The sequence below is a fragment of the Serratia sp. D1N4 genome (assembly GCF_054552755.1).
In genome coordinates, this window is record NZ_CM137274.1 from 4,658,751 (window position 1) to 4,673,935 (window position 15,185).

Annotated in this window: 12 protein-coding genes; 4 read left to right on the forward strand and 8 right to left on the reverse strand. The window is 56.1% G+C overall.

Annotation, left to right across the window (positions count from 1 at the left end):
* Positions 1-45: 45 nt before the first annotated feature.
* Complete coding sequence (locus ACX1CU_RS20850; protein WP_459400127.1) at positions 46-1,500, reverse strand: NAD-dependent succinate-semialdehyde dehydrogenase; 1,455 nt, start codon at positions 1,498-1,500, stop codon at positions 46-48.
* Between the two features lie 12 nt (positions 1,501-1,512).
* Positions 1,513-2,778: a 4-aminobutyrate--2-oxoglutarate transaminase gene (locus ACX1CU_RS20855; RefSeq protein ID WP_459400128.1), complete on the reverse strand. Its 1,266-nt coding sequence runs from the start codon at positions 2,776-2,778 to the stop codon at positions 1,513-1,515.
* Between the two features lie 121 nt (positions 2,779-2,899).
* On the opposite strand from ACX1CU_RS20855, the gene pdxR reads away from it, so the two are divergent.
* Positions 2,900-4,375, forward strand: coding sequence for a MocR-like pyridoxine biosynthesis transcription factor PdxR (gene pdxR, locus ACX1CU_RS20860; protein ID WP_459400129.1), 1,476 nt, complete (start codon positions 2,900-2,902; stop codon positions 4,373-4,375).
* Positions 4,376-4,385: 10 nt separating this feature from the next.
* On the opposite strand, the gene ACX1CU_RS20865 is transcribed toward pdxR, so the two are convergent.
* The 5 genes from ACX1CU_RS20865 to ACX1CU_RS20885 all read right to left on the reverse strand — a co-directional run bounded on the left by ACX1CU_RS20865 (position 4,386) and on the right by ACX1CU_RS20885 (position 9,935).
* Complete coding sequence (locus tag ACX1CU_RS20865; RefSeq protein ID WP_459400130.1) at positions 4,386-4,667, reverse strand: type II toxin-antitoxin system RelE family toxin; 282 nt, start codon at positions 4,665-4,667, stop codon at positions 4,386-4,388.
* Positions 4,657-4,908 carry a type II toxin-antitoxin system Phd/YefM family antitoxin gene (locus ACX1CU_RS20870; protein WP_459400131.1) on the reverse strand — a complete coding sequence of 84 codons (252 nt, stop codon included), beginning with the start codon at positions 4,906-4,908 and terminating at the stop codon, positions 4,657-4,659. Before ACX1CU_RS20870 ends, ACX1CU_RS20865 begins: the two co-directional genes overlap by 11 nt.
* 84 nt (positions 4,909-4,992) lie before the next feature.
* The gene (locus ACX1CU_RS20875) at positions 4,993-6,336 is read right to left on the reverse strand and encodes an APC family permease (protein WP_459400132.1); all 1,344 of its coding nucleotides are present in this window, start codon (positions 6,334-6,336) and stop codon (positions 4,993-4,995) included.
* Positions 6,337-6,528: 192 nt separating this feature from the next.
* Complete coding sequence (locus ACX1CU_RS20880) at positions 6,529-8,238, reverse strand: amidohydrolase (protein WP_459400133.1); 1,710 nt, start codon at positions 8,236-8,238, stop codon at positions 6,529-6,531.
* Positions 8,239-8,315: 77 nt separating this feature from the next.
* A complete protein-coding gene (locus tag ACX1CU_RS20885; protein WP_459400134.1) occupies positions 8,316-9,935 on the reverse strand; it encodes an ABC-F family ATP-binding cassette domain-containing protein in 1,620 nt (539 codons plus the stop codon).
* 334 nt (positions 9,936-10,269) lie between these two features.
* Here ACX1CU_RS20885 and ACX1CU_RS20890 point away from each other — a divergent pair, with 334 nt between their 5' ends.
* Entirely contained in the window at positions 10,270-12,291 is a 2,022-nt protein-coding gene (locus ACX1CU_RS20890; protein WP_459400135.1) for an oxidoreductase, read from the forward strand.
* Positions 12,292-12,329: 38 nt separating this feature from the next.
* On the opposite strand, the gene rlmG is transcribed toward ACX1CU_RS20890, so the two are convergent.
* The gene (rlmG, locus tag ACX1CU_RS20895) at positions 12,330-13,469 is read right to left on the reverse strand and encodes a 23S rRNA (guanine(1835)-N(2))-methyltransferase RlmG (protein ID WP_459400136.1); all 1,140 of its coding nucleotides are present in this window, start codon (positions 13,467-13,469) and stop codon (positions 12,330-12,332) included.
* A 150-nt stretch (positions 13,470-13,619) separates the two neighbouring features.
* Between rlmG and ACX1CU_RS20900 the strand changes: the two genes are divergently transcribed.
* Together ACX1CU_RS20900 and ACX1CU_RS20905 are read left to right on the forward strand one after the other, a co-directional pair.
* Positions 13,620-14,126: a M48 metallopeptidase family protein gene (locus tag ACX1CU_RS20900; protein WP_459400137.1), complete on the forward strand. Its 507-nt coding sequence runs from the start codon at positions 13,620-13,622 to the stop codon at positions 14,124-14,126.
* A gap of 77 nt (positions 14,127-14,203) precedes the next feature.
* Positions 14,204-15,184, forward strand: coding sequence for a Gfo/Idh/MocA family protein (locus ACX1CU_RS20905; RefSeq protein WP_459400138.1), 981 nt, complete (start codon positions 14,204-14,206; stop codon positions 15,182-15,184).
* Position 15,185: the final 1 nt, after the last annotated feature.

Consider the following 15,185-nt stretch of genomic DNA (forward strand, 5'->3'; position numbering starts at 1 on the left):
AATCCCGGTGGCGCTGGCCACCGGGAAATGTTGAAGTCCAGGGGGTTAACAGCTCACATCGATACACAGGTATTTCAGCTCCAGATATTCTTCAATGCCGTAACGCGATCCTTCACGTCCGAGCCCTGACTGTTTCACGCCGCCAAACGGCGCCACTTCGTTGGAAATCAACCCGGTGTTGATGCCCACCATGCCATATTCCAAAGCCTCCGGTACCCGCCACTGGCGTGCGGCATTCTGGGTGAACAGATAGGCTGCCAAACCGAATTCGGTATCGTTGGCCATGGCGATAGCTTCTGCTTCATCATGAAAGCGGAACAGTGGCGCCACCGGGCCGAAGGTTTCTTCTTTGGCAAACAGCATTTGCTGCGTCACACCGGTCACCACCGTCGGCTGGAAGAAGGTGCGGCCCAGCGCGTGTGGCTGCCCGCCGGTGGCAATTTGTGCCCCTTTGATCAGCGCATCATCAATGTGGCTCTGCACTTTTTCCACCGCGCCCTGGTCGATCAGCGGCCCTTGAGTGGTGCCTTCCTGCGTGCCATCCCCCACTTTCAGTTGTTCGACGGCGGCCACCAGCTTATCCACCAGACGATCGTAGATACCGTCCTGCACGTAGATCCGGTTGGCGCATACGCAGGTCTGGCCGCTGTTGCGGAATTTTGACGCCATAATGCCCGCCACTGCGGCATCCAGATTGGCATCATCGAAGACGATCACCGGCGCGTTACCGCCCAGTTCCAATGAAAGCTTTTTAATCGTCGGTGCGCATTGCGCCATCAGAATGCGGCCCACTTCGGTCGAGCCGGTGAAGCTCAGCTTGCGCACCACCGGGCTATCACACAGCACTTTGCCAACCTGTGCGGCTTCGCCGGTGACGACCTGCAACACGCCCGCCGGAATACCAGCATCCTGCGCCAGCTTGGCCAGCGCCAGTGCGGTCAGCGGCGTCTGCTCAGCCGGTTTAACGATCATGGTGCAACCCGCCGCCAGCGCCGGGGCAGCCTTGCGGGTGATCATCGCCGCCGGGAAGTTCCACGGGGTGATCGCCGCACAGACGCCGATCGGCTGCTTCACCACCACCAAGCGTTGCGACGCCAGTGGAGCCTGCAATACCGCGCCGTCGACGCGCTTGGCCTCTTCGGCAAACCAGGTGATAAACGAGGCGGCGTAGGCCACCTCACCGCGCGCTTCGGCCAATGATTTGCCTTGCTCGGCGGTCATCAACTGCGCCAAATCCTCTTGGGCCGCCATCATTTTATCGGCCCAGGCCAGCAGCAGCGCCGAACGCTGTTTGGCCGTCAGCTGTTTCCAGCCGATTTGTGCCTGTTGTGCGGCAACTATCGCCTGCTGAGTTTCTTCCGCACTGACCAGTGGAACCGTGGTCAGTTCTGCACCGGTGGCCGGGTTGATCACCGTTTCACGCTTGCCGCTGCGTGCATCGCACCATTCACCGTTGATCAAGCACTGGCTGCGCAGCAGTTCTGGATTTTGTAATTTCATCGTTCTTGCTCCTTATTGGGCCAGCACGCGGGAAAGGATCGTCAGCGCCTGGCTAAACTGGGCGTCAGGAATGGTCAGCGGATACAGGAAACGGATCACGTTGCCATATACGCCACAACTGAGCAGCAGCAGCCCTTCTTCCTGAGCCTTTTGCTGCACCTGACGGGTAAACTCTGGAGAGGGCTTGCCGGTGGCCGGATCGTTGAACTCCACCGCCACCATCGAACCCTTGGCACGAATATCGGCAATGGCTGGGCAATGTTTACGCGCCTGCTGCAACACTTCCACCAGGTGTTGGCCCAAACGCTGCGAGCGCTGGCAGAGCTGTTCTTCTTCGATCACTTCCAACACCGCCAACGCCGCCGCAACCGCCAGCGGGTTACCGGCATATGTACCGCCAAGCCCGCCCGGTGCTGGAGCATCCATTACCTCGGCACGGCCCGCTACCGCCGACAGCGGCATGCCCCCTGCCAGGCTTTTCGCCATCGTGATCAGATCGGGCTTCACGGCGTAATGATCCATGGCGAACAGCTTGCCGGTACGGGCAAAACCGGTCTGCACTTCATCGGCAATCAGCAGAATGCCGTGCTGATCGCACAGCGTGCGCAACGCCTGCATAAATTCCGGCGGTGCGATATTGAAACCGCCCTCACCCTGTACCGGCTCCAGCACAATCGCTGCGACCTGTTTAGGGTCGATGTCAGCTTTAAAAATGCGCTCCAGGCTGTTCATCGCCTCTTCGGTGCTGACGCCATGCAGCGCATTCGGATACTGGCCGTGGAACACCGAACCTGGGAACGGGCCAAAGCCCAATTTGTACGGGGCCACTTTGCCGGTCAGGGCCATGGTCATGTAAGTACGGCCATGGAAGCCACCGCCGAAGGTGATCAGCCCTGGGCGGCCGGTATAGGCGCGGGCAATTTTCACCGCGTTTTCTACCGCTTCCGCCCCGGTGGTAAAGAAGGCGGTTTTGCAGGCCCCATCGATCGGCGCAATATTATTGATACGCTCCGCCAGCGCGATATAGCTTTCATACGGGACAATCTGGTAAGCGGTATGGGTGAAGGCTTTGAGCTGTTTTTCAATCGCGGCAATCACTTTCGGGTGGCGGTGGCCGGTATTGAGCACGGCAATGCCCGCAGCGAAATCGATAACCTCATTACCTTCTACATCCCACAAAGTGGCATTCTCCGCGCGCTCTGCGTAATAACCACACATCACACCAATCCCACGCGGGGTAGCGGCCAAGCGACGTTGATTCAGTTCTGCGTTTTTCATCTTGTTCTCTCCGGACAGTGCCCGTTGTCAATTTTGTTCACAACTACGAAACAATGATGTTTATTTACACAGGATGTGGCTCTATAATCCAGTGCCAGTTACGTTTACTTGAGGGATCCAATTGCGCTCATTGAGTGGTGACCTGTTATTGCAGCGCCTCGGCGACCAGCCTGATGATAAGCTGCATAAGCGGCTATATAATGCGATCCGCACCAGCATTCTGGATGGCAGTCTGCCCCCTTCCAGCCGCTTGCCTGCATCGCGCGATCTGGCTCAGGAGCTCAGTTTGTCACGCAACACGGTGTTAACCGTTTACGAACAACTGCTGGCCGAAGGATATGTATTTTCACGTCAGGGAAGTGGAACCTTCGTCGCAGAAACGGTGCCCGACAGCTATCTCTCCACCGCCAGCCAGCCGATTAGCGAAAATGGCGAGCCACGGCGCGTTGAGCTGTCAAAACGTGGGGCCACTTTGTTGCAGCACGCCAGCGCCAGCCCGAAACAATGGGGGGCTTTTATTCCCGGCGTGCCCGACGTCAATGCCTTCCCACATCAGATTTTCAGCAAGATCCAGGCGCGCATCAGCCGCCGCCCTACGCCACAACGCCTGACCTACAGCAATCAGGGCGGCAGCCCGGAACTGCAACATGCGCTGGTGGACTATCTGCGCGTGGCACGTTCGGTGCGCTGCTCGCCGGAACAGATCCTGATTACCGAAGGTATTCATCAGGCGATCGATCTGGTTACCCGCATGTTGTGCAATCCAGGGGATGCTGCCTGGATCGAGGAGCCGGGCTACTGGGGGATCCGCAATATTCTGCGCATAAACGACGTCAATATTTACCCGTGCGAAGTGGATGAAGCAGGAATGGTGCCGCCGGAGCAAACCAGCGGTGCGCCACGGCTGATTTTCGTCACCCCTTCACACCAATATCCACTGGGTTCGGTGATGAGTTTGGCGCGGCGACAACGGCTGCTGGCGTTAGCACGCCATGCCGGTAGCTGGATTGTGGAAGATGATTATGACAGCGAGTTCCGCTTCTCCGGGCAGCCGATCCCCGCGCTGCAAGGGTTAGAGGCCGATGCGCCGGTGATTTATATCGGCACCTTCAGCAAGACGCTGTATCCGGCCCTGCGGCTGGGTTATATGGTGCTGCCAAAACCGCTGGTGAAGGAGTTCAAAATCGCCCATGCCGAGCTGTATCGCGGGGGCCACCTGTTGATCCAGGCAGCTCTGGCACAGTTTATTCAGGAAGGGCACTACACGGCCCACATCCGCCGTATGCGTTTGCTGTATGCTAAGCGTCGCGCGTTTCTTAGCGCGCTGATTGAGCAACATTTGGGTAAACAGGCCTTGAGTGAGTTCAACAGCAATGCCGGGCTGCACCTGATCCTCAATCTGCCCAATGATGCCGACGATGTTGCCATTGCCGCCGCTGCCAGCACGCGCGGGGTATTAGTGCGGGCTCTGTCGCGTTATTACATGCAACCCAGCGCCCGGCGCGGCCTGCTGATGGGGTTTGCCTGTGTGCCGGAAGAACAAATGGCAGCGGCGTTCAGCGTGCTGCTGGAATGTATTTATTCTCAGGGGGATTGAAATAAGGAGTTTATCGTTTGTTCGCCATGTTGTAGACGTCATCTCCAGCACGCTTACCCACGGTAATCACCAGCAAAACGATCCGGTCTTCGAGCACTTCATAGACCAAGCGGTAGCCTGAAGCCCTGAGTTTTATTTTATAGCGGTTATGGCGACCACTGAGCCTTGCCGCAGGAACATGCGGGTTATCAAGGCGTTCAGCCAGTTTCTTTTTAAACTGTTCACGTACCGGATGCCCTAGCCGTTGCCATTCTTTAAGCGCACGCTTGTCAAACTCGAGTTTAAAGGTCATCCAGAGTCACGCTCACCGTATCCAGATCCTTCATGCGCTCATCGGCTATCACATTCAGTTCAGCATCTTCGGCAAGCTCGAGATAATAAGCATACAGCTCGGGCGGGACACAGTAGAACGCAGGTTCGTTACGGTTGAGAATGGCGACAGCATGACCTTCACCTTCAGCCACCGTTCCCATCGGGTTACGCTTTAAGTCAGTGATACTTGCTGCCGTTGTGGTCAATATTTGGTATGTCATTTTTACCTCCAAGTGCAATTAGCGCTAATAATAGCACCTTTAAAGGTGCTATCAATGGCCCATTCAGCGTTGAGTAAAAACGGATTAATCCATCAGGTGAGAAATATCATCATGGGCAACCGCTGGCGGATCCTGACGCATCCCTTTGGTTAACCACAGCAGATAAAGAAAACCGGCAAACAGCCAGATAAAGCCGACTTTCAGCGCTTCCGGATCCAGGTTAAACCACAGCCAGATGCACATGGCAAAACCGATCAGCGGTAGCAGGCCATATTTGAACATCGCCCTCAACCCACGGCGTTTTTCATTCACCAGAAAGTGTTTGATGACGCTGAGGTTCACGAAGGTGAACGCCCCCAAAGCACCAAAGCTGATCATCGACACCACCATGCTGAGATCCATCCACAGCGCCAGCAGGGAGATGATGGCGACAAACACGATCGCACGCCACGGCGTGTGGAAACGGGCATGGAGATGGAAGAACACTCTGCGCGGCAGCACCCCTTCGCGCCCCATGGCGTAGAAGATACGGGATACGCCGGTTTGCGCCGTCATTGATGAGGCGTAAACCCCGGTGAGATAAGTGGCCATAAAGAAGTTATACATCCACTTCCCACCCACGTGCTCCGAGATAATCAGGCTGGAAGTATCCTGATAAGGGATCAGCGCCTGCCAGTCGGGATACGCCAAGTGTGCGGCGTAAGAGACGGCGACAAAAATCGCCCCAGCACTGATCACGGTGATCAGAATGGCGCGCGGCAGCGTGCGTTTGGCGTCGGCGGCTTCCTCGGCCATGGTGGCGATGGCATCAAAGCCCAGAAACGCCAGGCACAGCACCGCCGCACCGGCAATCAGGCCAGAAAAATTACCAGCATCCACCAGCAGTGGCTTCATCAGCGCCTCTGGGCTGAGATCGGCTCCGCTGAACGCCAGCGCAATAAACAGCACGATAAACACCATCTGCAAGGCGATCAGCGTGAAGTTCACAGAGCTGAGCAGGCGCACCCCAAGAATATTCAACAGGCTGACGCTGACGATGGAAGCCAGAATAAACACGTAGGCAGGAATCGACGGAAATGCCTCGTGCAAGAAAATACCTAAAACCAAATAGTTAAGCATCGGCAGGAACAGATAATCGAGGATCTGCGCCCAGCCAACCAGGAAACCGGTTTTACCGCCAAAGCTGCGTTGAACATAGGAGTAGGCCGACCCGGCCAACGGCATCGCGTTGGTCATCCGGCAATAGCTCAAAGCGGTAAACAGAATGGTGACGATGGTTACCAGATAAGCGACAGGCAAATGACCCTGACTCAAAACGGTAACCTGACCATAGGTGGTAAATACGCCCAGCGGCACCATATAGGCGAGGCCAAACGCCACCAAGGCGGGGGTTTTAAGAACTCGTTGCAACCGAATATTTTGCGGCATTACCGTATCATCTCCTGACACAAAACTGCATCGTTCATCAGCACTTATGAGCTGTGTAAAAATTAAGGAAACGAATACTGGCACAAGAAAAGGTGCCGGGGAAGCAACAATCAGCTTTCCGTTTTTTAATCAGGCGGGAATGGCCGAAATTACCCTTCCCGCCCGCGACGCTTAAGCTAAAAAACGTTACCGTTATGCTTGGTAAACCACCTGACCACCCACTAAGGTTCTTTCGATACGGGTTTGGTAAATAACCTCGGCAGGCTGCTCAAACAGGTTTTGCTGCAACACGATCGCATCAGCAAACTTGCCCACTTCCAGCGAACCGATGTATTGCTCTTTGGCGATCATATAGGCCGCATCAATGGTCGCTGCGCGCAGCGTTTCGATCAGCGTTAAGTCGCGATCGTTGTCCAAACGCGGCCCGGCGGGATTACCTTCGCTGTCCCAGGCGCGGCGGGTCATCCCCACTTGCAGGTTATACCACTCGTCTAACCGATCGATCGGCCAGTCGCTGCCGTACGCCACGCGCGCCCCGGCATCCAGAAAACGCGCTGCCGGTTCCAAATGAGGGAAACGTTCTTCACCCAGCATTTCCCGCTCTTCGTCAATCAACACGCCCGGCAAACCGGCCCACTGGAATGACAGCACCGCTGTAGCGCCCAATTCGGCAAAACGTGCGTACTGATGCGCCGCCACCAGTTCGTTGTGCGCCAAGCCAGGGCGAATATCCTTACCTGGGCAGGCGGCACGCATCAGCTCAACCGCGTCCAGCACCTGCTCGATCGCCCCATCGCCCACCGTATGGGTGTGCGGATGCAGGCCAGCGCGGCCGCATTCCACCACCAACGCGTTCAACACCGGCGTAGTGAAGTAGAGATCGCCATAGCGTTCACTTTGCGCTTCACCGTGATGTTCACGATACGGCTGCAACAGCGCGGCGGTCATGGTCGGCGGCTGCAAAACGCCGTCGACAAACAGCTTCAGATGATCAACCGCAATACCGGCCTGCGGCGTCCACTCTTTATCGCCCCACTGCTTGGCGAACGCGACCACGTCCTGCACCGCACGGGCGGCATCTTCCGGGCCCTGCACGCTGTCTGGCGTCACCTCTTTGGCACCGAGGACACGCAGCGTCAGTTCACCGCGATCGCGCAATGCGGCAAAAGCCGCAAGCTGTTCAGCAAACACGCGGGTATCCATCACGGTGGTAACACCTTGGGAATGCAGCACCTGCTGCACGTGGGCCGCAATCTGCACGTTCTGCTCTGCGGTGCCGGAAGGGATGCTGTCGAAGGCGCGCATCGCAGGTGCATCTTCCAAAATCCCCGTCAATTGGCCGTTGGCATCGCGGGCAATCTTACCATCCGGCGGCACCGGGGTATTTTCATCAATCCCTAGCATTTCCAGCGCGCGGCTGTTGGCGGCCAAGGTGTGACAATCGTTGGAGAACAGCGCCACCGGGCGGCGGGTATTCAGGGTATCCAGCACGGCGCGGCTCATATCCGCCCCCACCGGGATCATCGCCTGACGCTGCCAGGCGCGCACCGTCAGCCATTCGTTATCATCGTGCGCCGGGTATTTGTCCAGGTGTGCCTGAATATGCTGCAACGTCTGTTCCACCGTCAGCGCCGCATAGTGCAGGCTACAGCCTTTGAGCTGCTTGCCGCCCCAGAACGGATGCATATGGCTGTCGATCAGGCCCGGCATCATCATTTTACCGTGCAGATCGATACGCTCGGTCGCCGGTGTTGCAAGCGCCAGCACTTGCTCGTCATCCCCGACCGCCAGCACGTATCCCTGCCCGATCGCCAGCGCGCTGCAAACCCGGTTTGCAGCATCCGCCGTGAAGATAATGCCGTTGTAATAAATTACGTCGGCCACTTTTGCCACTGGTGTCATATCAAAGCTCTCAAAATCACACAAAACGATCCTAAGTATAGATCTGACTCAGGCGAAAACTGAAATCCTTGGCCCGGCTACATCGCCTGAAAGTGCCAGTTCCCATTCTGCCAATGCAGCCGATGAGTCAGTTTCAATGCCTTTAGGAAATCCTCATCGTGCGAGACCACCAGCATCGCGCCGGGGAACTCGGTCAGCGCCGCTTCAATCGCCTGCGACGAAGCCAGATCCACATGGTTGGTCGGCTCATCCAGCAGCAGTAGCTGTGCAGGCTCCCGACGCCATAACACGCAGGCTAGCGCCGCCTTCAAACGTTCTCCCCCACTCAGTGCCGATAATGGCAACATCACTCGCTCTGCGTCCAATTGCAGGTGCGCCAGTTGGCTGCGCAGAACCCCCTCAGCCAGCGGAGTCTCCTGCAAGCCAAGGTGATCGACAACCGAACAAGTCAGATCAAGCAGAGAGAGATTTTGATCGAGATAAGCTGGCACTACCGAACAGTGACAATGACCACTAACGGCGGGTAACTGCCCCATAATCACCTTCAGCAAGGTAGATTTTCCACAGCCATTCGGGCCGGTGATAGCGACACGCATTGGACCATCCATCCTCCAGTCGAGTGGCGGCATAGTGATAAAAGGCAGTTGCAGTTGCTCCAAGACCAGCACCTGCTTACCTGTCGCCACTGCGCTACCTGGCAAGGTCAGCATCACCGGTTTCTCTTCCACCACCCGCTCCCGAGCGTCACGCACGGCGTTATCCAACGAGCTCTTTTGCCCCTGATGCTGTTTACTTATTGTCCCCATGATGTCGCGGGCCGCGCCTTTGATGGCTGCTTTCTCAAAAGAGGCAACGTTCCGGGTGTTCAAAGATCTCAGCACATGGGCGGAACGGCGCTGGTAATTATCATGCTCCTTCTGCAGACGGATTCGGGCACGTCGCCTTTCCAGTACTGTATGTTCCCGTTGATTACGCGCCGCTTGCTGCTCCTGCTCCCGCTGCCGATGGTAATCATGATAATTGCCACCATAGCTACGCAGTGCGCCTGGGCTAAGTTCAACAATTCGCTGCATCCGTGCCAATAATTGCCTATCGTGGCTGGCTATCAACAGGCCTCCATGCCACTGTGCAATCTGTTGATGCAACCATTCACGCCCGCTAACGTCGAGATGATTGGTGGGTTCATCCAGCAGCAGGAAATCCGCCCCCGTCAGCAATGCACCGCACAAAGCTGCACGCATACGCTCACCACCACTCAGGCCACTGGCTGGTCGTTGCGGGTCAAAAGCGGGCAACCCTGCGGTGGCAAACGCCATTTTCAGGCGTTCGGCCGGATCCCAGTGGCCTTCCAGACAATCAATATCATCATGTTGTGGGCATCCCTGTTCGAGGCGTGCCTGTGCGGCAAAAATTGCCCCATAGCCCAGCATTTGCGCCAGAGTGAGTTGTTTGGTGAGATGCGGCTGTTGTGCAACATAGGCGAAAGAAGCATGAGCTTCAACATGCCCATAAGCGGGTTTATCCAAACCCGCAATCAGGCGTAACAAACGGGTTTTCCCTACGCCATTTCGCCCCACCAACCCATAGTGTTGCTGTTCCAGAGTTTGGTTAAGCGGACCAAACAAGGTTTCGCCATTCGCGAACTGACAGATTAATTGATGTAAAACGAAGTAAGGGGACTGCGCAAAATGAGCCATAAGCACTCCTGAATGAAATCAAAACATCCCCATTCGGCACTGGCGTGCACGGCATGGGACAAGATATCAACAGGTGTGGTTGTTCATTTTCGCTAATGGCTCCGCAGAGAGAAAAGGATTGGAAACGTATTTCCTAAATGGCTAATGGGTATACAGCACGCAGATACTAGCCGATCTTTTTATATACATTGCAAATAACGGCAAAGATTCATGATATTAATCACATTCAGCGCATCCTTAGTTCCCAACGCCGCCGACAACGGCTAGATTTAGCTCATCCGACCACTCGATAACCATCTATAACTATAACGATATCTACCCTATGGAGACTGCAATGAGCGCATACCCCCACCTGCTGGCGCCGCTGGATCTCGGCTTCACCACCCTGAAAAACCGGGTGCTGATGGGATCGATGCACACCGGCCTGGAAGAATTGCCGAATGGCCCGGAGCGCCTGGCGGCATTTTATGCCGAACGGGCAGCCGCGGGTGTCGCACTGATCGTCACTGGCGGTATCGCCCCCAATGAGAAAGGGGTGGTACAGCGCGGTGCGGCAATATTGAATCAGCCACAGCAGGTCGCGCATCATCGGGTTATCACCGATGCGGTCCATCAGGCAGGCGGCAAAATCGCGCTACAAATTCTGCACGCCGGGCGTTACAGCTATCAACCACAGCCGGTAGCCCCTTCCGCACTGCAGGCTCCGATTAGCCCATTCAGCCCAACGGCGCTGACGGCCGAAGAGGTTGAACAGACCATTGCCGATTACGCCGCTTGTGCTGCGCTGGCGCAAAAGGCGGGTTATGACGGCGTCGAAGTGATGGGTTCCGAAGGCTACTTGATTAACCAGTTTCTGGTAGCGCGCACCAATCAGCGTAGCGATCAATGGGGTGGCAGTTTTAGTAACCGCATGCGTTTCGCGGTAGAGATTGTTCGCGCCGTGCGCCAAGCGGTGGGCCCAGAGTTTATTCTGATCTACCGCCTTTCGATGCTCGATCTGGTGGAAGATGGCTCGAGCTGGCAGGAGATCGAACAGCTCGCCGTGGCGATCGAACAGGCGGGTGCCACGCTGATCAACACCGGCATCGGCTGGCATGAAGCGCGTATCCCGACTATTGCCACCATGGTGCCGCGCGCCGGGTTCAGTTGGGTGACGCGCAAGCTGATGGGCAAAGTGGCGATCCCACTGATCACCACCAACCGCATCAACGATCCGGCGGTGGCCGAACAGGTGCTGGCGGAAGGCTGTGCCGATATGGTGTCGATGGCGCGCCCATTCTTGGCCGATGCCGCTTTTGTCCAAAAGGCCGCCGAAGGCCGCGCCGACGAGATCAACACCTGTATCGGCTGTAATCAGGCCTGTCTGGACCAGATTTTTGAAGGCAAACTCACCTCTTGCCTAGTGAACCCGCGCGCCTGCCGCGAAACCGAAATGCCGCTGATAATGGCAGAGAAACCTAAACGGCTGGCAGTGGTCGGTGCTGGCCCTGCCGGGTTGGCGTTCGCCACTACCGCCGCCAGCCGTGGGCATCAGGTGACGCTGTTTGACGCCGCCGATGAGATCGGTGGGCAATTCAATATTGCCAAGCAGATCCCCGGCAAGGAAGAGTTTCACGAAACCCTGCGCTACTTCCGCCGTCAGCTAGTGCTGCTGGATGTCACGTTGAAACTGGGGCACAAGGTGCAAGCGCAGGATTTAGTTGATTTCGATGAGGTGATCCTCGCCTGCGGCATCGTACCGCGCATGCCGGATATACCCGGTATTGAGCAGGCTAACGTGCTGAGTTATCTCGACGTTTTACGTGATAAAAAGCCGGTCGGCCAGCGGGTAGCCATCATTGGCGCAGGAGGGATCGGTTTTGATACCGCCGAATACCTCAGCCAGCACGAACTTTCCAGCAGCCTGGATCTACAGGCGTTTAACCGCGAGTGGGGGATCGATTCACAACTCAGCCAACGCGGCGGATTGAGCACACAGGGGCCCGTCGTGCCGCCGATGCCACGCCAGATCTTCCTGTTACAGCGCAAAGCCAGCAAAGTGGGTGAAGGGTTGGGCAAAACCACCGGTTGGATCCATCGCACCAGCCTCTTGCTGCGCGGCGTGAAGATGCTTAACAGCGTCAGCTATCAGCGTATTGATGAGCAAGGATTGCATATCGTGCGGGCCGAGCATAAAAGCTGCCTGCCGGTCGATACCATTGTGATCTGCGCCGGGCAGGAACCGCGTCGTGAATTACAGCAGCCGCTGTTGGCGATGGGGAAAACCGTGCATCTGATCGGCGGTGCCGATGTGGCCGTTGAGCTGGACGCGCGCCGCGCTATCGATCAGGGAACCCGCTTGGCGATGGCACTGTAAAAGAGTGGGCGCAGTAAAAAAACTGCGCCCACCACTGATTAACGCCGAGCGCCAGATTTGACCGCTTTGAGGATCACAAACTTCTGGTTCGACGCCAAGGTGGTGCAGTTGCCAAACAGGCGTTTCAGCTTCTGGTAGTAGTCCAGATGGCGGTTGCCGACAATGCGCAGTTCACCGCCCACTTGCAGGCAGCGCTTGGCATCGCAGAACATCTGCCAGGCGGTGTGATCGGTAATCGCATGCTGCTGGTGGAACGGCGGATTGCACAACACCGCCTGCAAACTTTCACGCTCAATGCCCGCCAGCGAGTTGTTCACTTCAAACTGGCAGCGATCCATCTCCTGCGGCAGGTTGTGCGCCACGTTCAGTTCGCTGGACGCCACCGCCATATAAGATTCATCGACAAAGGTCATCTGCGCTTCTGGATTCTGTACCAGCGCTTTCATACCGATAATGCCGTTGCCACAGCCAAGATCGACGATATGGCCGTTCAGATCCTGCGGTAAATATTCCAGGAACAGACGCGCGCCGATATCCAGGCCGCCGCGTGAAAACACGTTGGCATGGTTGTGGATCAGCCAATCCGTGCCGTCGAGCAGCCAGTTGGTGGTTTCCGGCGCGGCCGGTGGCACGATGTCAGTCACCTGGCAATAAATCAGGCGCGCCTTTTTCCAGGCTAGGCTGGTGCGGGTCGGGCCAAGCACGCGCTCAAATACCTGCATGGTCGAGGTATGTACGTCACGCGCTTTGGCACCGGCAATAATCAGCGTATCGGCAGACACCACTTTGCGCAGCGCCCGCAGTTGCTGCTCCAGCAAGGCCAGCGCTTTCGGTACCCGAATCAGCACCACTGCCGGGTTGGCTGGCAGATCCGCCAGGCTGTCCAGCAGCGTAACCTGTTCAACGTCCAGCTCATTCAGCACCAGATTATGGCGCGTCGCCAGTTGATTCATGTAGGAATCGCTGATGCTGTAAGGCTTATGAGCATGCAGAGCGCAGGCCAGCGTGCCGAAATGATCGTTGAAAATCAGCACTGGCCGCTCGCCCACTTCTCTATTTTCAAGCTGTTGCAGCAGATATTCGTCCGCCGCTTCCCACGCCTGCAATTGGGTGGATTCTTCTTGTTGGGGATAACGCTCCAGCTCAAGTTGCTGTGTTCCCAGATCGAGTTGGCTCATTGCCCCTCCTGACTGATAAAATTTGAGCTGTTTATCCCTTAAAAACGCGCATCAGTAAAATGTTTTTTGGGATTAATTGCCGTTTGCGGGATTTGCGCGAAAAAACGTCATACAATAAACGCCCCGTTTTGCTACTGAATCCTGAACAACATGCCTGAGTTGACCTACCTGCAAGGCTATCCCGAACATCTGCAAGCGCAGGTGCGGCAGCTTATCCAGCAACAACGGCTGGGCGCAGTGCTATTACAGCGCTACCCGCAGATCCACGATTGCACCACCGACAAGTCGTTGTATCAATTTACTGTCGATCTGAAAAACCAGTATCTGCGCAATGCCCAACCGCTGAGCAAAGTGGCTTACGACAGCAAAATCCAGGTAATGAAACATGCTCTGGGTATGCATACCGCCATTTCTCGCGTGCAGGGCGGCAAGCTGAAGGCCAAAGCGGAGATCCGCGTGGCGACGGTATTCAAAAACGCACCGGAGCCTTTTCTGCGTATGATCGTGGTGCATGAGCTGGCGCACCTGAAAGAGAAAGATCATAACAAAGCGTTTTACAGCCTGTGCTGCCATATGGAACCCAGCTATCACCAGTTGGAATTTGACACCCGGCTGTATCTGACGCATCTGTCAATTTTCGGTGAACTGTATGAATAAATAGGGATTTTAAGCACATTCCACAGAGCCATAATCTGCTTTACTAAGCCACTTGTTTGCGGGAACCGGAGTTACCTATGATTCGTTTTGCTGTCATCGGCACCAACTGGATTACGGAACGCTTTATTGATGCGGCTCATGAGAGCGGTAAAATGAAACTAACCGCCATCTACTCGCGCAACCTCGAGCAGGCGCGGGCATTTGGGGCCAACTACCCGGTCGAGCATTTTTTCGATTCTCTCGACGCGCTGGCCCAGTCCGATGTGATCGACGCCGTGTATATCGCCAGCCCTAACTCGCTGCATTACCCACAATCGCTGCTGTGCCTCAGCCATAAAAAACATGTGATCTGTGAGAAGCCGCTGGCGTCCAATCTGCAACACGTGGAAAAGCTGGTGGCCTGCGCACGTGAAAACCAGGTGGTGCTGTTTGAGGCGTTTAAAAGCGCCTATTTGCCAAATTTCCTGGTGCTGCAACAGGCATTGAGCAAAATCGGCCGGTTGCGTAAAGCTTTCCTCAACTTTTGCCAATACTCTTCGCGCTACCCGCGCTATCTGGCCGGTGAAAACCCGAATACCTTTAATCCGCAGTTTTCCAACGGTTCGATCATGGACATTGGCTACTACTGCGTTGCCAACGCGGTGTCTCTGTTCGGCGAGCCGAGATCGGTGATGGCCAGTGCCTCGCTGCTGGATACCGGCGTGGATGCGCACGGCACCGTCTGCCTGAACTACGGCGACTTCGACGTAACCATTACGCATTCCAAGGTGAGCAACTCGGATATCTCAAGCGAGATCCAGGGTGAAGATGGCACGCTGATGATCGAGAAGATCTCCGAATATCAGAAGGTGGTGCTGACGCCGCGCGGTGCAAACCCGCAGGATCTGACCCAGCCGCAGCACATCAACACCATGCTGTATGAGGCAGAAGCCTTTGCCGCATTGGTGGAAAAACAGCAGATCGAGCACCCAGGCTTGGAAAACTCATTGATCGTCGCCCGCCTGCTGACTGAAATCCGCCGTCAGACCGGGGTGGTATTCCCTGCGGATGGAGAATGAA

Excerpts from the sequence above, each read along its gene's own strand:
- ACX1CU_RS20880 (WP_459400133.1), bottom strand. The coding sequence starts at position 8,238 with ATGACACCAGTGGCAAAAGTGGCCGACGTAATTTATTACAACGGCATT.
- ACX1CU_RS20855 (WP_459400128.1), bottom strand. The coding sequence starts at position 2,778 with ATGAAAAACGCAGAACTGAATCAACGTCGCTTGGCCGCTACCCCGCGT.
- ACX1CU_RS20885 (WP_459400134.1), bottom strand. The coding sequence starts at position 9,935 with ATGGCTCATTTTGCGCAGTCCCCTTACTTCGTTTTACATCAATTAATC.
- ACX1CU_RS20890 (WP_459400135.1), top strand. The coding sequence starts at position 10,270 with ATGAGCGCATACCCCCACCTGCTGGCGCCGCTGGATCTCGGCTTCACC.
- ACX1CU_RS20865 (WP_459400130.1), bottom strand. The coding sequence starts at position 4,667 with ATGACCTTTAAACTCGAGTTTGACAAGCGTGCGCTTAAAGAATGGCAA.
- ACX1CU_RS20900 (WP_459400137.1), top strand. The coding sequence starts at position 13,620 with ATGCCTGAGTTGACCTACCTGCAAGGCTATCCCGAACATCTGCAAGCG.
- ACX1CU_RS20875 (WP_459400132.1), bottom strand. The coding sequence starts at position 6,336 with ATGCCGCAAAATATTCGGTTGCAACGAGTTCTTAAAACCCCCGCCTTG.
- ACX1CU_RS20850 (WP_459400127.1), bottom strand. The coding sequence starts at position 1,500 with ATGAAATTACAAAATCCAGAACTGCTGCGCAGCCAGTGCTTGATCAAC.
- ACX1CU_RS20870 (WP_459400131.1), bottom strand. The coding sequence starts at position 4,908 with ATGACATACCAAATATTGACCACAACGGCAGCAAGTATCACTGACTTA.
- rlmG (WP_459400136.1), bottom strand. The coding sequence starts at position 13,469 with ATGAGCCAACTCGATCTGGGAACACAGCAACTTGAGCTGGAGCGTTAT.
- ACX1CU_RS20905 (WP_459400138.1), top strand. The coding sequence starts at position 14,204 with ATGATTCGTTTTGCTGTCATCGGCACCAACTGGATTACGGAACGCTTT.